Origin of the sequence: Phytohabitans sp. LJ34 (genome assembly GCF_052068095.1) — a bacterium.
GTDB lineage: Bacteria > Actinomycetota > Actinomycetes > Mycobacteriales > Micromonosporaceae > Phytohabitans.
Genome location: NZ_JBQHDG010000033.1, coordinates 26,670 through 46,158, shown reverse-complemented (window position 1 = coordinate 46,158; position 19,489 = coordinate 26,670). Strand labels below are relative to the sequence as shown.

Below are 19,489 nucleotides of genomic sequence, written 5' to 3'. Positions count from 1 at the left end.
GTGCGTTCACCTCGCATAGCGTGCGAATCGATTGGTCAGGTACGACAGGGTCCGAGTCAGCGCGGCGATCGTGGCCAGGTAGATCGCGGCGGCGGCGAGGAGCACCAGTAGCCAGCCGCGGGTGTTGGTGCGTTCGCTAAGGAGGCGAGCGACCGTCGTGAGCTCGCCGATGCCCAGGACGGTGAGCGCCCCGGTGTCCTTCAGCAGGGAGACCCAATGGGTGCCAAGCGCGTCCAGCGAGCGCCGCAACGTCCACGGAATCCGAAACGTCAGCCATTCCCGGACGCGCGAGATGCCGAGCAGCCGGGCTTGTTCCCGCAGGGCCGGGGGATAGGTGGCCAGGTAGGCCCGCAGTGCCTCGCCGACGTGCGACAACGAGTACAGGAACAGGGCGACGAAACCGCTCGCCAGCAACGGCAGGGTGGTCGTCTGGGCCAGCGCGAACACCACCAGCAGCAAAGGGATCCCACGCAGCAGGGCTAGGACTCCCTGCACCGACAACGTCAGACCGGGCGCGGCCACACAGGCGGTCGCGTACAGCGTGCCGGCCAGCACGGCGAGGCCGCCGGCGACGACCGCCGCCAGGACGCTGAGCAGCAGTCCACCCGGCCTCTGGTCTGGTAGCCCGATCAGCAGGTCCACGATCATGTGCGACTACCGATGAGCACTCGGGGCACGATCCGTGGCAGGCCAGGACGGCCCCGTCGGGAGCCCAGGCGGTGCTCGACGGCGCGGGTGGCCACCCAGATGAGGAAGCTGAGCGCTACGTATACGCCGGCACCGATCGCCGCGTACCGGGTGACCTCGAATGTCTCGTGAGAGCGCCCCTGCACCCATCCGAACAGGTCGACGATCGGAAAGAGTGCCGCGAAGCCGGTGTTGTGCAGGTGATGGACGAGTCGCGCGCCGGTCGGTGCGAGGCTCGCGAGAGCGGACTCGCGAGCCAGGAGCCTGAATCGCTGCCCTGGTGTAAGCCCGAGGACCCGTACCTGCTCCAGCCGCGCCGTGCCGAGGGACCGGTATCCGGAGCGGAAGATGACCGCGAGGTGGCCGGTCGATCCCAGCGCCAACGCGACCGCGATCGCCCAGCCCACAAGGGCCATGCCGTCGGACGTCCCGGGAAACGGGTTGGGCAGCCACGCGGGCGGCACCTGGGGCATGGCGGCGAGGCCGGCTACGACCACGAGGAGGCTGGTGGGGACGCCCCGGGTGAGCAGTATGACGAGGTCAGCTGGGCGCCGCGCGATCCATGACCGGCTGAGCGAACCGGTGGCCAGCACGACCGCGAACGTCAACGCCGCGATAGCGCTTGCCGACCACAGGACCAGCGTGCCGAGGATCGCCGTCACGATCGCCCCTGGCATCGGCGTCGACTATTCGCGCGCCGCCACAGCCTGTCCGGGCCTGGGTTTGGCGCCGTTCATCGAGGGCGCCTCCGCGTCGGCATACTCCCACTCCACCCGGACACGTACGTCGACGCCCTCCCGCACGGAGGACGTGACCGTGCAGTGCTTCTCGAAGACCTCCTCGCACCGCCGGGTACGGCCCGAGTGCTCAGTCAGCACCGGGCGCAGCACCACATCCACATGGTCGATCCGCGGCAGGCCCTCCTGGTTGGGAGCCACCACGGCGACGACCTCGGAGCTGAAGTTTTCGACCGGCAGGTGCGCGTGGCGAAGCGTCTCCAGCAGGCTGGCCGACAGGCAGTGAGCGATCGCCGATCCCAGGAGCGCCGGCGTTGCCGGCGCCGAGGCTTCGCCCACTGGGTCCGGTTCGTCCGATGCATACGGGCCACCGTGCGGCCGGCCGTCCTCGCCGGCCTGGGACAGGAACCGGTATCGGTCCTGGTGCTGGAGATCGACGCGGAAGTATCGACGGTCCTGGCCTCGCATGTCCATCTTGGAGCCTTCCTGCCGTCACACGATGGTTCGCGTGGGATGTTGGCCGGGTGTGATGCCGGGACGGCTGTCACCGTGTAGGGACGCTTGCCCCGCTGAAGGCACAAAAAATGGGGCGCCACCCCCGGCACGCCGTTGCGCGTCTAGAAAATGTCGGCCCGCTTCGGTGTCGACGGTCACATCCTATTGACGGATACGTAGCATTGCAATACATAAGCCTATTTCATTTCGCCGAGAGGATGACATTCATAAGGCTGTCTTATGGAACGTATGGACCGCTGCTGTTCGCCTCTCGTGGCATTGACGATGGCCACCGAGGCGCAGTAGGTTTTCAACCGGAGGTGTGTGGGTGCCTGGTGGTCCCCGCGGTCTTCAAAACCGACGTGGCCGAGCACCTCGGCCAGGCGGGTTCGATTCCCGTCCACCTCCGCCATGAAAACCGCGAGGTTTTCTTGATTGATACCAAACGTCCCCACGTGGTCGGGCTCTCTTTGTCAAATCGTAGCGGTCACAATTCGGGATCGAAGAATGTGCATCCTAGGTGCAGGCTTTTGTGGTGGCCCCCAGCCCTCTCCGGGCGCGGCGAGAGAGCACATCCACCAGGAGCATGAGCCCCAGCGTCGCGATGACCAAAGTCGAGACCTCGTCGTAGCGGAACAGCCGCAGCGAGATGGCCAGGTCCTGGCCGAGCCCGCCGGCACCGACGAAGCCAAGGACCGTGGACGCGCGGATGTTGCACTCGAACTGGTAGAGGATCACGGACACCAGACCGGTGCGCGCCTGCGGCACGATCGCCAGCGCCGCTGTCGCCGCCCGGCCGGCGCCCGTGAGTCGCAGCGCCTCGACCGGCGCGGGGTTCACACCTTCCAGTTGTTCGGCGGCGAGCTTCGTCAGCATCCCCGTGCCGTGTAGCGCCATGGCGAGCGTTCCGGCGGCCGGCCCCGGCCCCACGATGGCGACGAGCAAGAGAGCCCACACCAGATCGGGAACGCCCCGGAGTACGGCCGAAAGTAGCCGCACGAGGACACGCAGCGGGGCCCAGGCGCCGACGCCACCGGCCATGACGGCGGCCATCGGAGTGCCGATCACGATGCCCAGGACCAGCCCGGTCACAGCGATCTGCACGGTTTGTGCGATTGCCTTGAGGACGTCCACGAGGAAATCGGGCGAGGTCTGCGGCCGCAGAAAGCCCTCCGCGAGCCGGGCCCCGCCGGACCTTCCCTCCCAGAGCGCGGTCAGGCTGATGCCGCTGCCTTGCGCAGCCCAGGCCACGACGGCGCACGTGAGCAGGACCGACCATGTCAGGGCGTGGCGGGTCCTCATGTCTCAGGGGACCCGGCGGTACAGGCGGGACAGATCGTCGTCGTCCAGGGCGGCGCCGTCATGAACGAGGCGGCCCTGGCGAAGGGCCAGCACTCGCGTGAACCGCGCGGCGACGGCCTGGTGATGAGTGGCGACGACGACCGTCTCCGCGCCGCAGTCATGGATGGCTTGCGTGGCCGCGTCCGCGCTTACCGGGTCGAGGCCGGCGGTGGGCTCATCCGCGAGCAGAAGCCGCGGCTGGGGGAGTAGCGCTCGGACCAGCGCGATTCGCTGCCGCTGGCCGCCGGACAGCTGGTCGACGCGCTGGCCGAGGCAGTCGCCGATGCCGTGCCGCTCGGCGAGATCCGCGAGTCGGTCCGCGTACCGGGCCGGAACCCTGCCGCGCAGCACGCGGATCCAGTCGCCGGCGTGCCAAGCGCCCGCCGTGCCCATGAGAGCGTTGAGTCGACCGCTGAGGCCGAGGACCAGGTCGCCGCCCTGCCGCAGGAATCCCGCCGCGGAACGGACGGCCAACCGATCGGCGGCCGTACCGTACGGATCGCGCCCGCCGACGCGGATGAGGCCGCTCGCCGGGACCGCTCCGAGGAGTGCACGCAACAGCGTCGACTTTCCTGCCCCCGAAGGGCCGAGCAGGGCGACCCGTTCGCCGGCCCTGATGTTGGCGGCGAGGTCGCGCACCGCGGCGGTCGGGCGGCCGGAGAAGTGCACCGTGAGTCGATCCACCCGGAGGTCCATCTATGACGTCGCAAGCAGTCCGAGGCGGGTGGCCTGTTGGCGGATCTCCTCGTAGTCCGCTGCGCCGACCGCGGCATATCCGCGTGCGCGCATAAGATCGAGGAGTGCGGCATCGGTGATCGAGGTAAAGGCGTCGACCAGCGCACGTTTCGCCGGCTCGCCGAGGGCATCACGCATCACCCACGGGTAGCCCTGTACCTGCCGTTGCTGGACGACTCGAAGGGCACCCTGCGGTACCTTTCCCTCCTTCTCCAGGCGTCGAAGGATGCGTAGCTCGATACCACCCGCGTCGACCTTGCCGGACAGCACCGCTTGGGCGGTCGCGTCGTGGCCGCCGGTGAACAGCACCCTCGCGAGTGGCGGGCATTCATCCATCTTGCGGACCGAGCACCGCGCCCCGGCCTCGCTGAGCATGATCCGTGGGTAGAGGCTCCCCGACGTGGAGCTGACATCCCCGAAGGCGAATGAGTGGCCAGCGGAGACGATGTCACCTTGCAGTTTCTGGAAGGGAGCCTCGCGCCGGACCACGATCGCGGAGTCGTAGCGCGGCGTCCCCGTCAGCTGGTCGATCTCGGTCACCAGCGGGGTCAGCTTCGCCTGCCGCTCAGCCTGCACGTACGTCAACCCGCCGAGGTAGGCGACGTCGATGCGGTCGCCCACCAACGCCGCGACGACACCGGCGTAGTCCGCCGCCACGAACAGCTCGACATCAACGCCCAGTCGTTCCTTCAGATAGGCGGCGAACGGCTCGTACTTCGCCTTCTGCTGCTCGGGTGCGATATTCGGAATTAGGCCGACGCGCAAGGTCCTGGATATCGGTCCGGTCGATTCGGATCCCGAACTGTCCGAGCCGCAACCGGCTTGGGAGATGCCGACCATAATGGCGATCGAGAGCAGCGTCAACATCGCACGGCGCACGGCGGTCTCCTGACGGAAGTCGCGGACGTGTCGTGCAACCGAGTGTGCCCGCCCAAGACGGGGTGGTCAAGAATGCGACAAAGAATAAGCGCCGCCTCATCAATGCTATTAGTCGCTACCTTTGTTCTTCATCTTGTCTGCAATTCAGGCGTCGCCGATGCCTTTGTGTACCGCGGCCACCAGCGCGTCCACCGCTGTACGTACGTCGGCTTCCGTGGTCGTCCTACCAGCGCTCAGGCGGACCGCCGCGGCCGCGCGCTCCGGCGGCATGCGCATGGCCATAAGCACGCCGGAAGGCTCGCCGGTACCGGTGTGGCAGGCGGATCCGGTCGATGCGGCGACCTGAGGTGTCGCGGCCAGCAGTGAGCGGCTGTCGACCCCCTCGATGCTGATGTTGAGGGTGTTGGGCAGGCGCAGCGTCGGGTGCCCGTTGAGGTGCACCGCTCGGGTGAGTCGCGCACGAAGCTCCTCGTAGAGCAGATCCCGCAAGGCCCGCAGCCGCTCACCTTCACCGATTAGGTTTTCCTTCGCGAGGACGCTGGCTCTCCCGAGGCCGGCGATGTACGGCACGTTTTCCGTCCCCGACCGGAGACCGCCCTCCTGCCCACCGCCGTAGGTGGTCGCGTCCAGTCCGATCTCGTGGCGGCGTACCAGGGCGGCGATGCCCTTGGGCGCGTACATTTTGTGCCCCGCGAGACTCAACAGGTCGACCTCGAGCGCGGCGACGTCGATGCTGATCTTTCCCGCCGCCTGGCACGCGTCCGTGTGGAACAACGCCCCGCGCTTGTGGGCCAGGCGGGCGAGTTCGGCGATCGGCTGGATCGTGCCGGTCTCGCCGTTGGCGTACTGGATCGACACCAGCAGCGTCGTGGCGTCGATCGCCGAGCGGGCCTGTTCCACGTCGACCAGCCCGTGAGCGTCCACGTCGAGGACGACAACGTCGCAGACACCGGCCCGCCGCAGCGCGGCGCAGGTGGCGAGGACGGAGGGATGCTCGGTTGCCTGCGTGACGATCGTCCGCCGGCCGTGGGAGGCACTCGCCAGGACCGCTCCGCGCAAAGCCAGGTTGTTCGCCTCCGAGCCGGAGCCGACGAATACGAGGTCCTTGGGATCGCAGCCGACGAGGCCGGCGGTCTGCTGCCGCGCCTCGTCGACAGCCTGTCTCGCGACCAGGCCGTATCGATGGCCGCTGGACGGGTTGCCGAAGTGCGTCGTCAGGTACGGGAGTGTGGCGGCAACGACCGCGGGGTCTACCGGGGTGGTGGCGTTGTGATCCAGGTAGACCGGCATACGCGGTGCGGCCAGCCCGTCCGATGCTGGCCGGCTGTCCATCAGATCTCCGCGCTGATCCGGCCGAGGTCGGCGAAGGGAATCGAGCCGTTGGGGCAGGTGCAGTTCGTCAGGCCGTCGCAGCGGGCTTCGAGGACCTCGGCAAGCGCGTCACGGATGGCGGACAGGTGGGCGATCTTCTGATCCATCTCCTCGAGCTTCGCAAGGGCCCGCTCGCGAAGGGCGCCGCTGGCGTGACGCCGCCTACCGGCTTCGAGGAGGTCGGAAACCTCGTCCAGTGTGAAGCCGAGCCGCTGTGCCGCCTTGATGATCCGCAGCAAGGACACAGCCTCCGGCGGATAGGAGCGGTGGCCGCCGGGACTGCGCATCGGCTGGGCGAGCAAGCCGCGTCGTTCGTAGTAACGCAATGTCTGGATGTTGACGCCGGCCGCCTGCGCGAGCTCACCGGAGCGCATCCCCGAGCCGTTCATGTGTCCGCCCCGCGCGCCAGGCTGACACGGTGCACGAGCCCGTCGAGGACTGCTGTCTGTCCATCCGGGACGCGTATGTCGACGATCAGTCCTTCGCGTTGCCGCTCCACGGCGAACTCGAAGAACGCACAGCACGTGCTTTCGCGCCGAACAAGGTCACGTGTGACGGCCTCGACGTCGTTGTCACCGACCAGCACGAGCTGGAGGTGCTGGCCGCTGACCCGACGCTGTTCACGGACGGCGCTGGCGAACAGACGGTCGAGCTCATCCAGCCGCAGCGGATGCTCGGCGACGGGCAACGTACACGCGTCAGGCATCACCCAGGTCATGAGACTCCCGATCTACGCCTCGACAGCTGTTGGCAGCGTCCCCCTCGACGGTAACCCCGTACCTCGGTACCGATTGCAACCCCTCAGCGACTACAAGTTTGGATGTCGAGAACAGTCAGGGTAGCAACGCTATCTATAGCGTTGCTACCCTCGTGCGTGACTCGGACATCACGCGTAGCTTCGATGTCCAAAGTCTGGGGAGGCCACATGCGCACCATCGACTGGCGGCATGACCGGATCGTGGCCATCGACCAGACCCGGCTACCGCACGAACTCGTCCTGATGGAGATCGACACGGTCGAAGCTCTCGTCGATGCCATCAAACGCCTCGTGGTCAGAGGTGCACCGGCACTCGGTGTCGCCGGTACCTTGGGGGTCGCGCTCGCCGCGCGGCTCAGCGCCGGTGACCCGTCGATGGTGGCCGCCGCCGCTGCGGCGGTTCGTGGAGCGCGGCCAACGGCGGTAAACCTGGCGTGGGGAGTCGACCGCGCCTTGAGGCCGCTGGATCAGGGCATCGACGCGGTGTTGGCCGAAGCGCTGGCGGTGCTGGAGGAGGACATCGCGTGCAGCCGCGCACTCAGCGAGCGCGGAGCCCGCTGGCTGATGCAGCACGTCACGAGTCCGGTCGCCCTCCAGACCCACTGCAACGCCGGTGCCCTGGCGTGTGTCGAGTGGGGGACGGCGCTCGGCGTCGTCCGGGCTCTGCACGAGCGCGGCGCTCTCGGCCACGTGTTCGCGGCCGAGACGCGTCCTCTGCTGCAAGGCGCTCGGCTCACCGCATGGGAGCTGGCCCAGATGGGCGTCCCGCACACCCTGGTCGTCGACTCCGCCGCTGCCTCGGTCCTGGCGCGTGGACTCGCGAGGGCCGTCGTCGTCGGCGCGGATCGGGTGACCGCCAATGGTGACGTGATCAACAAGGTGGGCACGTTCCCCTTGGCTCTGGCGGCCGCATACGCCGAGGTTCCCATGGTGGTGGCCGCGCCCGAGTCGACGATCGACCTTTCCACACCCACCGGCAACGACGTCGACATCGAGGTTCGCGGCACCGATGAGATCACTCGCTGGGGCGACGTCAAGGTCGCGCCGGACGGGACCGACACGCTCAACTATGCGTTCGACGTGACGCCGGCGGCGCTCGTCACCGCCATCGTCACCGACCGCCGCGTCATCCTTCCCGCCATGGGCGGGCGCCCTGACGATCAACCCGCCGCCGACCGGTAAGGTCCCGCGCCCGGAGGAGCCGGATCGAATGCGCAACGACTGGGACGACGCCACGGCCCCGTCCCCATCTCAGCCTCTCGCCCAGCTCGTCTACGCTTCGCGCCTGCTCGGGCGGGAGCGAGTCTCGTGCTGCACCGGGGCAGCAACAGCTCGGTCAAGACCACCATGACGCACCTGACGGGCGAACCGGTCGACATCCTGCACGTCAAGGGCAGCGGCTGGGATATGGCGACGATCGAGGCGGACGGCTTCGCCCCGCTGCGCCTCGACCGCCTGCGCGCCCTGTTGACGCTGGACAAACTCAGCGACACCGACATGATGAACGAGCTTCGCTGCGCGTCCATCGATGCCAGGGCGCCTGATCCGAGTGTCGAGACTCTTCTGCACGCACTCCTGCCGCACACCGCGGCCCTGCATAGCCACGCGATCCTCCAGCAACGGGCCGACCACCACGGCATGAGCGTCGGGGAGTACAAGCGGCGCAACCTGCTACACACGGAAATCACCAGCGCCCGGGTCGGCGAACTGGTGGCGGTGATGTGCTCAGACGCGTTCGGGGCAACCACGGGCGCGCAGATCCGATCGACGGGGGCAACGAGCGGGTCATCTGACCACTACACGACCTCGAAGTTGCCCATCATCGCCATGTCCTCGTGCTCCAGGTTGTGGCAGTGGAAGACGAACCGTCCCTTGTGGTCGGTGAAGCGGGCGATGACCGCGACCTGCTCGGCCGGGCGCAGGTCGACGGTGTCCTTCCACCCGGCGTCGTACGGCCCGGGATCTCCGATGCCCCGCTGTAGGACCTGGAAGTGGACCAGGTGGATGTGGACGGGATGATGGAAATCGCTCGTGAACCGCCAGATCTCCACGTCTCCGAGCTTTGGCGTGGCGTCGGCGCGCGACGGATCGAACGGTCGCCCGTTGATCTGCCACTCGTGCTCCAAATTGCTGCGGAAGACGAAGCGGCGCGTGGTCACCGCCTGCTCTGGCCGCAGCACCTCGATTGTGGACAGCCGCTCCGGAACCGCGCTGTCGTCGCGGGCCTGACGCCGCACCTGGAATCGCATGATGTGTCCGGCGGTGCCGCTCCCGAGGCGGTTGAGCAGCGTGACCGCCTGGCCGACGGGGTAGCGGGAGAAGTCGACGACGAGGTCGAAGCGTTCAGCGGGCGCGATCTCGATGCTGTCATGCGAAATCGGGCGCTCCAGCAGGCCACCGTCGGAACCGATCTGTACGAGACCGGATCCGTCCGGTGGTGGCGGGTCGAGCGCAATCCGGTATCGGCGAGTGTTGGAGGCGTTGAGGATGCGGAAGCGGTAGCGCACCGCGTCCACGTCCAGCACCGGCCATGGACTGCCGTTGACGAGGATGATGTCGCCAACCACCCCCTGGCGGTACGGCGTTTCGACGCCGTGCTGGTGTAGCAGGCTCGGATCCAAGGCCGGATATCGTAGCGAACCGTCGGCGGCGAACGCACGATCGGCGATCATGAGCGGGATCTCCCGCTCCCCGGCCGGTAGCGGCAGCGCCGCCTCCTCGGCGTCACGGATCAGGTGGAAGCCCGCCAGGCCGCGCCATACGCCAGGCCCCGTGAAGTCCATCCGGTGGTCGTGGTACCAAAGCGTGGCGGCACGCTGTACTACCGGGTACTCGTACTCGCGGCTTCCAACGAGGACGCTGGCCCGGGGATCGGGGTGGCTTGCGGCATGGTGCCCTGCGTCCGCGCCTCCCTCAGGGATCAGGAGATCGGTGGGGTAGCCGTCGCTGGAGGCCGGCGTATGGCCTCCGTGTAGGTGAACCACTGTCGGGGCGGGCAGCAGGTTGCGATGACGGACAACTGTTCGCCGCCCGCTTCGCGAGACGATGGTCGGCCCCGGAAACTGGCCGTCGTAGCCCCAGATCTCGGTCGGTACGCCTGGCAGGATCTCGACCGTTGCCGACCTCTGTGTGACGTCGTACCGGTCGGTCCCTCCGTCCGATATCGGGGTCAGGACGGGCGGGATACGCAATGGCACGCGGAACGGCTCGGGCAGCGGCAACTCGCTGCGCAACAGGCGCCCTGTCTCCGCTGACGACGCGAGCCAGGGAATGGTCGCCCCGACGGCGGCCGCGGCACCCGCCCCGCCCACGAGACCCAGCACGCGTCGGCGACTCAGCCGGGGCTTCATCGTCGTTCCTCCGATGCGGCTGTCGAGCGGCGTACTCCGAAGGTGGGCCGCCACGCCCACAGCGTGAGCAGCACGGACGCGGCAAAGACCGCCACAGCGAGCGGGACGTGGACGCCGATGACGCGCAGGAGGCCGGAGGCGATCTGAAGTGGCTCGGCGATCGAGACAGCCAGGCAGGCCAGCGCCGGCCAGCCCCGACCGCGACCGGGCCGCCAATAGAGGATCGCCAGAGCGGTCTCGGCCAGCCCGAGGGCGCCGACGACCTGCGAGTTGATGAAGTGCAGGCGGAGCATCTCGAAGTCGCCCGACAGGAACCGCCCGGCGAAGACCGCCTGGACGAACACGGCGAGCATGTGCGCCGTTATCACGATCCGCAGAGCCCAGCGGATGGGCCACGCCACGCGCGCGGGCCCTGTCGTCGATGTGGCCGCTGGTGACGTCTGAGCTGTCGCGACCTGCTCCATGATCGCTCCCAGGTGGATGTGTAGCGTCGCTATAGTATAGCAACGCTACGCCCTCTCTGAACGTGCTGGTCCGTGAGTCGGGCCGCGCTTGACGGCACGACGGCGCCTCCCGTTTGATCAGGCGATGCTGATATCAGCACACCATGATGTGATACACCTGCTGGCCGATCCGCTGCGGGCGCGAATCATCGAGCTGTTAGCCGACGGGACCGCGTGCACCTGCAATCTGGTCGCGGACACGGGTGCCACCCAGTCGAACGTGTCCAACCATCTGCGGGTGCTGCGGCAGGCGGGTGTGGTGCTGGCGGAACCGCGCGGGCGGTACACGTTCTATCGGCTGCGTCCGGAGGTCTTCGACGGCGCCGCTGGATACCTCGCCTCGCTCGCCGAGCGGGCGCGGGCCAGGGCCAGGTCCCGGATGGCGGCAAGGTCAGGGCAGAGACCACACAGACGCTCAAGTTCTGCTTGGTGTTCGTCGGTGAGGTTGTCGATCGGGCGCATGATCCAGCCGGTGATGTCCCGGGTCGGTGGCGGTGCTGGTGGCACGGGTGCTGGGGTGTTGCGGCCCCGGATGCTGATCAGCCAACGGCGCAGCGTCCGCTCGGCGCCTTTGTAGCCGCGGTCCCGGATCTCGGCCAGGATCTGGTTGGTGCCGATCACGCCTTCCGTGACGCGTTGGTGCAGGTAGGGCTTGAACGGGTCGAGGATGCTGTCCCGGGTGGTGCTGTCGGGCCGAGCAGGTCCTCGGGGGTGGCGGCGTCGGCGTAGCGGCGCACGGTCTTGGGGTCCAGGCCGAGCCTGCGGGCGATCGTGTAGACACCAACGCCCTGCTCGCGCAGGGCGTGGACGTCGGCGTGCCGGGTCCGGGTGCGCTGCTGGCGCAGCCCTTCCGGCGCCGGCTCAGCCGTCAGTGCCGGTTCTGCCGGTGCTGGCTGTTCGAGCGGCGGCTGTAGGCAGCGGCGGTGATGGGCCAACCGCCTGTTCACCGCGTCGGACAGGTTGTGCAGCAAGTGCCACCTGTCAGCGACCTGGACGGCGGCGGGTGCGCTGCGCAACGTCATCCGGCCCTCGCTGGGCCCGAGCCGGTCGGCCAGCCGGGAGCCGGCTCGCCCGCCCAACGCCAAAGCGACCGCCTCCATCCCTTGCCGCGCCAACGCGCTGAATCGGCCATGGCGTGCTGTGACGCCGTCGATCTGCTCGGCGAAGATCCGGCGTACGCAGTCGGCCAGGATGCAGAAGAACCGTCGCACCCGCAGGTGCAGCACGGTCTCCCGCCCGGCGACCGGCGTATCGAGTAGCCAACGCTCGTACCGGCTGTGCACCCGCCGCGACACCGTCGAACAGTCCGGACATCTCGCGGCGACGCTGCCGCTCTCGGCATGCACCCGTACCGTCGGGCCCTTGGCCAGCACGTTCGTGATGCGTAGCCCGGACAGGTGTGGGAACAGGACGGCGAGAAGCTCCACTATGGACACGGAGCATGATCTACCATCGATCGTCCACGATCACCGAGACCGTGCCAGAGCCAGTATTCACCGGCCGCGGACACGAGATCCATACCTTGACCGCGAGCGGACCAGGCCAGGCGCAGCTCTACGGAGTGCGGATTCTGTGTCACCACGTAGTTCACGAGCCCGGTCGTGCACCTTGTGGTGCGCGCCTTGCGCACGGTGGCATCCAACTCGTCGTCCAGTCCCGGGGTGTTGCCGGGCTTATCGGCTGGGCCGGCGTACGTCGGTTCGTCGGGGTGGCCGGGTCGGGTCCGACCGCGCGGGCCGTCGCACCGGCGGGGCCGGTGACCCAGACCTGTTGGAGGACGTCGTCGATGTCGCTGAGCGCGACCTTTGATGGTGACGTCGGATATTGGAACTCTCCGAATGGGCTACCGCAGATCGTCCGGTCACCCGCCCAGCCTTCGGCCGGCCGCAGGCGCCGCTCTTCGTTGAAGTCGCCCGTCGACCATGAGCACGCGCTCAGCAAGCATCGACCAGGCACCCGCCGGGAACTCGTCGTGACGCTTCGTAACGAACGGATCGTGGCAGATGAGCGCGGCCAGATGAGCGCGGCCGTGCCATTGAAGCAGAGAGTCCTTTGGAGGACGAATCGTCGCCGTCAGAATCGGTACCCATGGTCCCGAACCGGCACCGCGAGCCTTTCCCCGAGTTCTGCCAGTGTCTCGGGGCAGTGGTAGTACCACCGCATCCGGCTGACCAGCCCGCCTACCGTGTCGACCCGCATAACCTCGACCAGCGCTTCCGGCAGCGAGCCGTCGACCGGCGCCTGCCACATCAGCACCAGCGGCTCGCCGTCGAGTTCACCGACCTCGGCGCGGTAGCGCACGTCGGACTCGATAACGAACATGTGGTGCAGCGAGCCGTTGCGCATCGCTTCGGCGCCCTCCTCGTGCACGACCCCAACCAGCACCGACTCGGCGCCGTCGAGGAGCAGCGCAACGATTCGTTCCACGTCGTAGGCGCTGAAGGCCGCTGCGAGCGCCTCGATGACCGCCCGGTCGGGCTGCGGGCGCCGCCGCGCCGGGGCGCGCCCGCCAAGCCGTTCCCGGCCGCGGTGCAGCGCAGCCTTGACCGCGCCCACCGTGGTACCGAGGATCCTGGCGATGTCGGCAAGAGGGTAGTCGAAGACGTCCTTGAGTACGACCGCCGCCCGTTCCTGCGGGGCGAGGAGGGTTGCGAGCTCGCCGAGGGCATCGCGCACCTCCAGCGGGTCCGCACCGCCCAGCGCCGCCGTGTCCGGCACCTCGACGAGCGCGGGCCGGGGTCGCCGCCACGCGTCGATGTAGGCGTTGGTGGCGATCCTGATGAGCCACGGCAGCACCCTGTCGATCCGGTCGAAGCTGTCGGCCGCCCGGCTGAACGCCCGGGTCAGCGTCTCCTGCACCAGATCCTCGGCGTCCCATATGTCACCGGTTAGCCGGCGGCAGTAGCGGTGCAGCTCCGCACGCACCGGGTCGACGCGCTCGAAGAACGCCTTCCGAGCTGCGCGGACACCGGTGAGAAGATCATCATCGAGTACCGTCATACCGTACTCGACGGGCCGACCATCCGCCGGGATACGCGTTTCGGGACACGCGTTTGCTCGGCTCGGCTCCCCGCACCGGCATGAAGCAGGCTCGCCGTTTACAAGGGGTGTGCTGCACGGCCAGACCTGCCCTGTTTCGCAGCGCGGCCGAAGCTGTGCCGCTCAACGCCGTTACCGTCGGCATTCGAACGAGAGATCATTATTTCATGATCAGATGCGCACGCATCGGAGCCAGATGAGGATGTTCCGCTTGACGTCACTTGTGACGACAGGTCAGCGGTTGGTGCGGTCGTGTCTCGTTTCGTGCGAATCGGGGCGGCGGCTGACGTCGGCGGCGTAGGTGGTCCAGTCGCCGCTGGCGGCCTGTTGCCAGGCGACGGCGACCTTGATGTGGATGCCGAGCAGGCGGGCAAGGATCGCGGCGGGTATTTCGGTGGCGAGGGCGAATAGGGCGGTGGATCGGGCTCGGGCGGGGTGGATGCCGAGGGTGGCGAGTCGTTGGCTGAGCCGGTCGGCGCTGATGTGCTGGGCGGGGCGTTGGCCGGGGAACAGCCAGGGGGTCTGGTCGGGGTGTCCGATCACGGTATAGGGACGGCGGTCGGCGATGAGGTTGAGGACGAGCGCGTCCAGCGGTTCGGGCAGGATCGTCGGTGCGCTGCCCAGCCGGAGCGCGACCTTCCCGTTCGCGGTGCTGACGTGGTCGACGGTGAGCGCGCTGATGGTGCTGAGGCGTTGGGCGTAGAGCAGAAGCAGCAGGCCGGCGACCCGGTCGGGGGTGGCGATCGTGTCGTCGTGCAGCAGCCGTCGGGCGGTGGTCCATCGGCCTTCGGTGTCGTGTGGGCCGGCGGGACCGTCCCACCTTCGGGCGGCGAAGGTCAGGCCGGTGGCGTGCCGGTGGGCGGTGGCCCGACGGATGAAGTGGCTGGTTTCGTCGCGGTAGCTGGCGTTGTCACCGGCTGCCCATTGGTCGAGGTCGAGTTGGGTGCAGCTGGCCAGGGCCAGGTTGCGGTTGGCCAGCCAGTTCAGGAAGTTGACCGCGGCTGTGGTGTGGCAGCGCACGTTGAGCGCCTGCAGGCGGCTGGCGTGGGCGGTGCCGAGCCGGCGGCGGAGCCGACGGAGGTGGTGCCAGACGGCGTAGCGGTGCAGCAGCTGCCGTTCGGCCGGGTCGGTGCGGGTGGCGATGGTGGCGGTGATCCACCGTTGGAGCGTGACGAGTCGTTCGTCCCTGGCGGGCAGCGTGCCGCCGGCGACCAGGACGGCCCGGAGGTGGTCGAGGGTTTTGCCGGCGGGTAGGTCGTCGAGCAGGTCGTGGGTGAGCACCCGACGGTCGGCGGCGATCTCGGTGAGCAGGTGGGCGACGGCTGGCCGGGACAGCCACGCCATCGCGGTGACCGGTCGAGGTACCGCGATCAGCGCCTGTCGCAGCGCGGCGAGATCGGCCTTGACCAGCCCGGCGCCGCCGGCGAGGACGTCGTCGGTCCGCTGTGTCAGGGTGCAGCGGTGGCAAGGGCGGTGCGGGCTGAGCTGCCAGGTGTCGCGGCAGATCGGGCAGCGGTCCCAGAACGATGGGTCGGGGTTGACGCAGTGGGCGCACAGCGGTTGTGTGCGGGTGCCGCCTCGGACCGACGCGACGGTGCCGCAGCGGCTGCAGGCCGCCCACCGCGACTGGCAGAGGTCGCACCACGGCTGACCGGTGGCCCGGGAGATCTCGCACGGCCCGGACCGTCCGCAGATCCCGCAGGTCATAGTCGGGCGCGGGCGGCAGCTTTGGCACCACGGACCGCCTGGGGTACGGGTGGCGACCCGTCGTCGGCGTCGGCAGCCGACGCAGTCTTCCAGGTTGATGGGATCGTTGCTTAGGCAGTTCGGGCACAGCGGACGGCCGGCGGGGTCGCGGGTTGCCGGTTCCCGCACGGCGCCGCAGCGGGCGCAGGGCACTGCGGCGGCGTGGGCGAAACAGGTGCGGCAGACCCGCTGCCCTTCGAGGCGTTTAGACTGGGCGACCACCCGGCTGCAGCGGGGGCACGCTGGGCGGGTGATCGCGGTGGCCCCAGCGGTCGTCCGGATCGTGCGCGAGACGGGTAAGCCGATCGCTGTGGTCGCCCGGGACCTGGGGATCAACGAGGGCACGCTTGGGAACTGGGTGAATCAGGACCGGCGGGCTCGGGGCGAGGCCGCCGCGTCCGGTGGGTTGGGTGAGGACGAGCGGGCCGAGTTGGCTCGGCTGCGTAAGGAGAACGCCGAGCTGGCGATGGAGCGGGATGTCCTCAAGCGCTCCGTGGTCCTGTGGGTGAAGGAGGCGATGAAGTAGCCGTGGCCGTCTTCATCAGCTCCCAGAGGACCGTCCATGGTGTGCCGCACGCAGTGACCTGCCGCGCCCTGGCAGTGTCCGAGTCTTGGTACTACAAGTGGCGCGACCGCCGGCCCACCGGGGTCGAGAAACGGCGGGCCGAGCTCGACGAGGCGATCGGTGAGGTCTTCGACGCCTCCGGCGGCACCTACGGCTCGCCTCGGGTGAACCTCGATCTGCGGGCGGCTGGCTGGCGGGTCGGTGAGAACACCGTCGCCCGGCGGATGGCCGCGCTCGGCCTGGCCGGGCGTGCGCCGAAGCGGCGCCGCAACCTCACGAAACAAGGAAAGCGGTCGGCTGCGCCAGACCGAGTTCATCGCAAGTTCGGTGCGCCGGCGCCGGACGTGTTGTGGTGCGGCGACATGACCGAGATCGTCACCGACGAAGGCAAACTCTATTTGGCCACGGTGATCGACCTGTTCTCCCGCCGGCTGCTCGGCTACGCCATGGGCGCCCACCACGATGCCGACCTGGTCGTGGCGTCGCTGAACATGGCCGCGGCCACTCGCGGCGGCGGCGTCGAAGGGGTGATCTTCCACTCCGACAGGGGCAGTGAGTACACGTCCGAGGCCTACGAGACCGCCTGCGGTCGCCTCGGCGTGCTGCAATCAATGGGCCGGGTCGGCTCCGCCCTGGACAACGCCGCCGCCGAGGCGTTCAACTCCACCATCAAGGTCGAGTACATCCACCGGCAGCGGTTCACCACCCGACACCAGGCCCGCACCAAGATCTCGACCTGGATCGTCGACTTCTACAACCAGCGCCGCAGACACAGCGCATGCGACGGCATGTCACCCACCGACTACGAACACTTCACGGCCGAGGCCAGGAAGGCCAACGCCGCATAACGACACCCTCCACGATCTTGGGGGATTGACAATCAGACGGGATGGTTACGGCAAAGTCCCTGATCAGGCGACCCGTCCCACAACACCGGAAAGCGCCGCCGATAGCCTGTCCACGCCTTGAATTCGCGGGCTCCTCGCCCATCCGACGCAATTCCCGAGGCTCGGCGTAGTGCTCGGTCATCCGCTCGGAGACGTGGCCGAGGTAGCGCTTGATGTGCTGCAGGCTGGCGCCGGCCGCCAGCAGCTTGGTTGCCAGCGTGTGGCGGGCCTGGTGTGGGACCGCGGGGCCGAGGTCGAGGTGGAGGACCCAGCGGCGGAAGTGGGTGTGGAACCGGCTGTGGCTGACAGGGTAGGTGCCGTGTGGGTTCTTGTAGCCGCGCGGGAACAGCGCCATCGTCGCGCGTTCCTCAGCGGTCGGTGTGCGGGCGTAGCGATCCTGGAATCGGGTGACGGTCTTGCGTTGCCGTTCCCGCAGCCGCTGCAAGGTGTAGTCGGGGATGCGGATGGCCTCGTTGTAGTTGCCGACCTTGCTCTGGTCGTGCCACAGCAGCGGCACGCCGTTGTGAAGCCCGATGCAGTCCAGCCGCAGGTCGAGGACCTCGCCGGCGCGGCGCCCGGTCGCCACGATCGTCTCCCAGATGTCGCGGGCTCCCCGGTCGGTGACATCCGCGCCGGCCAGCATCTCCAGGTTCGACTGGTCGGCCAACGCTCGGGCAGTGTCGTCGTGGAACGGGCTGCGCGGCCGGAAGACCGGCTTATCACCCGGCGGGAAGGCGAAGACGAACGCCCGATCCAGGCCGATCGGGTCGGTGCGGCCAGCTTCCAACGCCGCCCGCATAACCTGCGCAGGACGTCGAACGTGCTGTTGCGGGTCACGCTGGTGACGGTTGCCGGCTTGGTGGTGGAGTTCGGCCGCAGCGCTGGCAGCCGCTCTCGCGCCCGGCGGTGGTCGGCGACGAATTGCTCGACGTGCTCGGTCGACAGCATGGACGGGTCGTGGCCGGCCGCGGGCGCAAAGGCGTCCAGGAACGCACCCAGTTCCTGGACGGCGACCCGGATCGCGAAGTAGGTGCCGCGCCCGCGGGGGCAGTCCACCGAGCGCAGCAGGTCCGCCAGGTGCTCCCAGAGCAGGTCGCGCAGCCACCGTTGCGGGACCCCGGTCAGGTCGAACCTGCTGTTGAGCTTGCTGATCCGGCGCCCGAAGTGCTCTAACTCGATGTACCCGGCCGCCTTGCTCTCGCTCGGCGTCACGTAGACGATGTCCAGGTCGCGCAGGATCTCAGTCACGATCATCCGCTCGTGCTCTCCGGCCCCGCCCAGGTCGTAGTCGTGCAGCGATCCGAGGCTGCGGCAGGCCTCCACGACGCGCAGGATCGAGTGCATCCACCAGCGAGTGTGGTCGGTGCGCTGGGCGTAGGCGTGCAAGCCCCATTTGAGTTCCACCTTGATCAGGGGCTGCATGCCGTGCAGGCTGATCTGCCCGGGCGAGGAGCCGGCTGGACCTGGCGGCACCACCGCCGAAAGGCCGGCTCGTCCTCGTAGCTGACCGGGACAGCCCACGCCGCGACGCTCGAACCAGCGCCCCCAGTTCGACGGCAGCCGAACCGCGGGACTCGCCGGGTCAGGTCGGCGTCGGCCTGCTCCTGCGGCCACCATAGGTCGATGGAACGGGTCCCCTTCACCCCATCCACCAGGTCACGATCGGGCGAACGGCACCACCATCTGGTCTTCATCGGCATCGACCTGGACGCCGCCACTCCAGTCCGGTACGCCTGCGCTCCCGCGACCAAATCGACGGACGGCCTCGGGCGTGCTGACCCCGCTTCGCGCTGTCCCGGATGCGGTTTCGGCAGATGGCGCTGCGCGGCGAGCTTCCCGGTGTACGCACGGCGTCGTGGTAGCCGGCCGCCCAATGCGGTTTCGGCGACGAAAGGCGTAGCTGGTAGCCGGGTCGCTACGCCGGCTGAACCTGGGTCACGACCAGTGCGTGGTCGCCGGGACAGGCGGCGCGGACGGTGGCCACGGTGCCGGTGACGCGGACCTTGTCGCCGTCGGCGAGCCGTTCGGTGGGCGCGCCGCTGAGGCTCCAGCGCTTGCCGGCTACCAGGAGGGTGATGCAGGCGCCGTCGCGGCTCACGGCACCGGTCAGTGTGCGTCGACCTTTGACGAGGTCGCCGCGGCGGTCGTCGGGTGGCGGTGGGGTAGCACCCGGTGCCGGTGGCCTGGTCGCGCCGGTTGGTGGCGGGACCGCGGGGGCGGTCGGGCTGGGGCCGGGGTTGGTCGGTGCGGGCTCCTGCCGGTCCGGGCTCGGGGTGCCGCCGGTCATCGGGGCTGTCCTTGCTGGTTGGTCGGCCTCGTCCGCGGGGCTGGTGCAGCCGATGAGCAGGGGCGCCAGCAGGACGACGGCGAGCCATCTCCGCATTCTGGTAAGACGGC

The 19,489-nt window shown here is 68.7% G+C and carries 21 protein-coding genes, 1 tRNA gene and 2 pseudogenes; 6 read left to right on the top strand and 18 right to left on the bottom strand.

Annotated elements, in window-relative coordinates; all coding sequences use genetic code 11:
- Nucleotides 1–6: 6 nt before the first annotated feature.
- Genes ACTMTJ_RS41100 through ACTMTJ_RS41090 form a run of 3 tightly spaced genes read right to left on the bottom strand, consistent with a single transcriptional unit; the run spans nt 7 to nt 1,898 of the window.
- Nucleotides 7–648: an ABC transporter permease subunit gene (locus ACTMTJ_RS41100; RefSeq protein ID WP_441224180.1), complete on the bottom strand. Its 642-nt coding sequence runs from the start codon at nt 646–648 to the stop codon at nt 7–9.
- The gene (locus tag ACTMTJ_RS41095; protein WP_441224179.1) at nt 645–1,364 is read right to left on the bottom strand and encodes an ABC transporter permease subunit; all 720 of its coding nucleotides are present in this window, start codon (nt 1,362–1,364) and stop codon (nt 645–647) included. Before ACTMTJ_RS41095 ends, ACTMTJ_RS41100 begins: the two co-directional genes overlap by 4 nt.
- A 9-nt stretch (nt 1,365–1,373) precedes the next feature.
- On the bottom strand, nt 1,374–1,898 hold the full coding sequence (locus ACTMTJ_RS41090) for an OsmC family protein (RefSeq protein ID WP_441224178.1): 525 nt from the start codon (nt 1,896–1,898) through the stop codon (nt 1,374–1,376).
- Nucleotides 1,899–2,235: 337 nt separating this feature from the next.
- On the opposite strand from ACTMTJ_RS41090, the gene ACTMTJ_RS41085 reads away from it, so the two are divergent.
- Nucleotides 2,236–2,331, top strand: a tRNA-Sec gene (locus ACTMTJ_RS41085).
- A gap of 104 nt (nt 2,332–2,435) precedes the next feature.
- Here ACTMTJ_RS41085 and phnE read toward each other — a convergent pair.
- The 6 genes from phnE to ACTMTJ_RS41055 all read right to left on the bottom strand — a co-directional run bounded on the left by phnE (nt 2,436) and on the right by ACTMTJ_RS41055 (nt 6,963).
- Complete coding sequence (phnE, locus tag ACTMTJ_RS41080; protein ID WP_441224177.1) at nt 2,436–3,221, bottom strand: phosphonate ABC transporter, permease protein PhnE; 786 nt, start codon at nt 3,219–3,221, stop codon at nt 2,436–2,438.
- A gap of 3 nt (nt 3,222–3,224) precedes the next feature.
- The gene (locus tag ACTMTJ_RS41075) at nt 3,225–3,944 is read right to left on the bottom strand and encodes an ATP-binding cassette domain-containing protein (protein WP_441224176.1); all 720 of its coding nucleotides are present in this window, start codon (nt 3,942–3,944) and stop codon (nt 3,225–3,227) included.
- Nucleotides 3,945–3,956: 12 nt separating this feature from the next.
- Nucleotides 3,957–4,874, bottom strand: coding sequence for a phosphate/phosphite/phosphonate ABC transporter substrate-binding protein (gene phnD, locus ACTMTJ_RS41070; protein ID WP_441224175.1), 918 nt, complete (start codon nt 4,872–4,874; stop codon nt 3,957–3,959).
- Nucleotides 4,875–5,018: 144 nt separating this feature from the next.
- Nucleotides 5,019–6,206, bottom strand: a complete 1,188-nt coding sequence (locus ACTMTJ_RS41065) for a cysteine desulfurase family protein (RefSeq protein WP_441224174.1) — start codon at nt 6,204–6,206, stop codon at nt 5,019–5,021.
- A complete protein-coding gene (locus ACTMTJ_RS41060) occupies nt 6,206–6,634 on the bottom strand; it encodes a MerR family transcriptional regulator (RefSeq protein ID WP_441224173.1) in 429 nt (142 codons plus the stop codon). The genes ACTMTJ_RS41065 and ACTMTJ_RS41060 overlap by 1 nt, the downstream gene beginning before the upstream one ends.
- On the bottom strand, nt 6,631–6,963 hold the full coding sequence (locus tag ACTMTJ_RS41055) for a hypothetical protein (RefSeq protein ID WP_441224172.1): 333 nt from the start codon (nt 6,961–6,963) through the stop codon (nt 6,631–6,633). The genes ACTMTJ_RS41060 and ACTMTJ_RS41055 overlap by 4 nt, the downstream gene beginning before the upstream one ends.
- 207 nt (nt 6,964–7,170) lie before the next feature.
- Here ACTMTJ_RS41055 and mtnA point away from each other — a divergent pair, with 207 nt between their 5' ends.
- On the top strand, nt 7,171–8,184 hold the full coding sequence (gene mtnA, locus ACTMTJ_RS41050) for an S-methyl-5-thioribose-1-phosphate isomerase (RefSeq protein ID WP_441224171.1): 1,014 nt from the start codon (nt 7,171–7,173) through the stop codon (nt 8,182–8,184).
- Nucleotides 8,185–8,274: 90 nt separating this feature from the next.
- Here the strand turns inward: mtnA and ACTMTJ_RS41045 are convergent, their stop codons facing one another.
- The 3 genes from ACTMTJ_RS41045 to ACTMTJ_RS41035 all read right to left on the bottom strand — a co-directional run bounded on the left by ACTMTJ_RS41045 (nt 8,275) and on the right by ACTMTJ_RS41035 (nt 10,753).
- Nucleotides 8,275–8,637 (bottom strand): hypothetical protein, encoded by a 363-nt coding sequence (locus ACTMTJ_RS41045; RefSeq protein ID WP_441224170.1) that lies wholly within the window; start codon nt 8,635–8,637, stop codon nt 8,275–8,277.
- Nucleotides 8,638–8,798: 161 nt separating this feature from the next.
- Nucleotides 8,799–10,412: a multicopper oxidase family protein gene (locus ACTMTJ_RS41040; protein WP_441224169.1), complete on the bottom strand. Its 1,614-nt coding sequence runs from the start codon at nt 10,410–10,412 to the stop codon at nt 8,799–8,801.
- Nucleotides 10,349–10,753 (bottom strand): hypothetical protein, encoded by a 405-nt coding sequence (locus ACTMTJ_RS41035; protein ID WP_441224168.1) that lies wholly within the window; start codon nt 10,751–10,753, stop codon nt 10,349–10,351. Before ACTMTJ_RS41035 ends, ACTMTJ_RS41040 begins: the two co-directional genes overlap by 64 nt.
- 187 nt (nt 10,754–10,940) lie before the next feature.
- Between ACTMTJ_RS41035 and ACTMTJ_RS41030 the strand changes: the two are divergent.
- A pseudogene (locus ACTMTJ_RS41030) lies at nt 10,941–11,111 on the top strand (ArsR/SmtB family transcription factor); the annotation flags it as partial.
- A 35-nt stretch (nt 11,112–11,146) separates the two neighbouring features.
- On the opposite strand, the gene ACTMTJ_RS41025 reads toward ACTMTJ_RS41030, so the two are convergent.
- The 4 genes from ACTMTJ_RS41025 to ACTMTJ_RS41010 all read right to left on the bottom strand — a co-directional run bounded on the left by ACTMTJ_RS41025 (nt 11,147) and on the right by ACTMTJ_RS41010 (nt 15,601).
- Entirely contained in the window at nt 11,147–11,476 is a 330-nt protein-coding gene (locus ACTMTJ_RS41025) for a hypothetical protein (protein WP_441224222.1), read from the bottom strand.
- A complete protein-coding gene (locus ACTMTJ_RS41020; protein WP_441224167.1) occupies nt 11,473–12,291 on the bottom strand; it encodes a transposase family protein in 819 nt (272 codons plus the stop codon). Before ACTMTJ_RS41020 ends, ACTMTJ_RS41025 begins: the two co-directional genes overlap by 4 nt.
- A 637-nt stretch (nt 12,292–12,928) precedes the next feature.
- A complete protein-coding gene (locus tag ACTMTJ_RS41015) occupies nt 12,929–13,855 on the bottom strand; it encodes a sigma-70 family RNA polymerase sigma factor (RefSeq protein ID WP_441224166.1) in 927 nt (308 codons plus the stop codon).
- Between the two features lie 273 nt (nt 13,856–14,128).
- A complete protein-coding gene (locus tag ACTMTJ_RS41010) occupies nt 14,129–15,601 on the bottom strand; it encodes a hypothetical protein (protein ID WP_441224165.1) in 1,473 nt (490 codons plus the stop codon).
- 289 nt (nt 15,602–15,890) lie between these two features.
- Here ACTMTJ_RS41010 and ACTMTJ_RS41005 point away from each other — a divergent pair, with 289 nt between their 5' ends.
- Both ACTMTJ_RS41005 and ACTMTJ_RS41000 read left to right on the top strand, forming a co-directional pair.
- A complete protein-coding gene (locus ACTMTJ_RS41005) occupies nt 15,891–16,166 on the top strand; it encodes a transposase (protein WP_441224164.1) in 276 nt (91 codons plus the stop codon).
- A gap of 2 nt (nt 16,167–16,168) precedes the next feature.
- Nucleotides 16,169–17,053, top strand: coding sequence for an IS3 family transposase (locus ACTMTJ_RS41000; RefSeq protein ID WP_441224163.1), 885 nt, complete (start codon nt 16,169–16,171; stop codon nt 17,051–17,053).
- On the opposite strand, the gene ACTMTJ_RS40995 is transcribed toward ACTMTJ_RS41000, so the two are convergent.
- Nucleotides 17,019–17,891 (bottom strand): tyrosine-type recombinase/integrase, encoded by an 873-nt coding sequence (locus tag ACTMTJ_RS40995; RefSeq protein ID WP_441224162.1) that lies wholly within the window; start codon nt 17,889–17,891, stop codon nt 17,019–17,021. The genes ACTMTJ_RS41000 and ACTMTJ_RS40995 overlap by 35 nt on opposite strands.
- Nucleotides 17,892–18,804: 913 nt before the next feature.
- Here ACTMTJ_RS40995 and ACTMTJ_RS40990 point away from each other — a divergent pair.
- Nucleotides 18,805–18,954: pseudogene (locus ACTMTJ_RS40990) on the top strand (30S ribosomal protein S14); the annotation flags it as partial.
- Between the two features lie 53 nt (nt 18,955–19,007).
- Here the strand turns inward: ACTMTJ_RS40990 and ACTMTJ_RS40985 are convergent.
- Nucleotides 19,008–19,475, bottom strand: coding sequence for a DUF5818 domain-containing protein (locus ACTMTJ_RS40985; protein ID WP_441224161.1), 468 nt, complete (start codon nt 19,473–19,475; stop codon nt 19,008–19,010).
- Between the last annotated feature and the right edge of the window lie 14 nt (nt 19,476–19,489).

Bases quoted from the DNA above. Each gene is read 5' to 3' on its own strand.
- ACTMTJ_RS41060 (WP_441224173.1), bottom strand. From the start codon at position 6,634: ATGAACGGCTCGGGGATGCGCTCCGGTGAGCTCGCGCAGGCGGCCGGC.
- ACTMTJ_RS40985 (WP_441224161.1), bottom strand. From the start codon at position 19,475: ATGCGGAGATGGCTCGCCGTCGTCCTGCTGGCGCCCCTGCTCATCGGC.
- ACTMTJ_RS41015 (WP_441224166.1), bottom strand. From the start codon at position 13,855: ATGACGGTACTCGATGATGATCTTCTCACCGGTGTCCGCGCAGCTCGG.
- ACTMTJ_RS40995 (WP_441224162.1), bottom strand. From the start codon at position 17,891: ATGCGGGCGGCGTTGGAAGCTGGCCGCACCGACCCGATCGGCCTGGAT.
- ACTMTJ_RS41090 (WP_441224178.1), bottom strand. From the start codon at position 1,898: ATGGACATGCGAGGCCAGGACCGTCGATACTTCCGCGTCGATCTCCAG.
- mtnA (WP_441224171.1), top strand. From the start codon at position 7,171: ATGCGCACCATCGACTGGCGGCATGACCGGATCGTGGCCATCGACCAG.
- ACTMTJ_RS41100 (WP_441224180.1), bottom strand. From the start codon at position 648: ATGATCGTGGACCTGCTGATCGGGCTACCAGACCAGAGGCCGGGTGGA.
- ACTMTJ_RS41095 (WP_441224179.1), bottom strand. From the start codon at position 1,364: ATGCCAGGGGCGATCGTGACGGCGATCCTCGGCACGCTGGTCCTGTGG.
- ACTMTJ_RS41055 (WP_441224172.1), bottom strand. From the start codon at position 6,963: ATGACCTGGGTGATGCCTGACGCGTGTACGTTGCCCGTCGCCGAGCAT.
- phnE (WP_441224177.1), bottom strand. From the start codon at position 3,221: ATGAGGACCCGCCACGCCCTGACATGGTCGGTCCTGCTCACGTGCGCC.
- ACTMTJ_RS41065 (WP_441224174.1), bottom strand. From the start codon at position 6,206: ATGGACAGCCGGCCAGCATCGGACGGGCTGGCCGCACCGCGTATGCCG.
- ACTMTJ_RS41010 (WP_441224165.1), bottom strand. From the start codon at position 15,601: ATGACCTGCGGGATCTGCGGACGGTCCGGGCCGTGCGAGATCTCCCGG.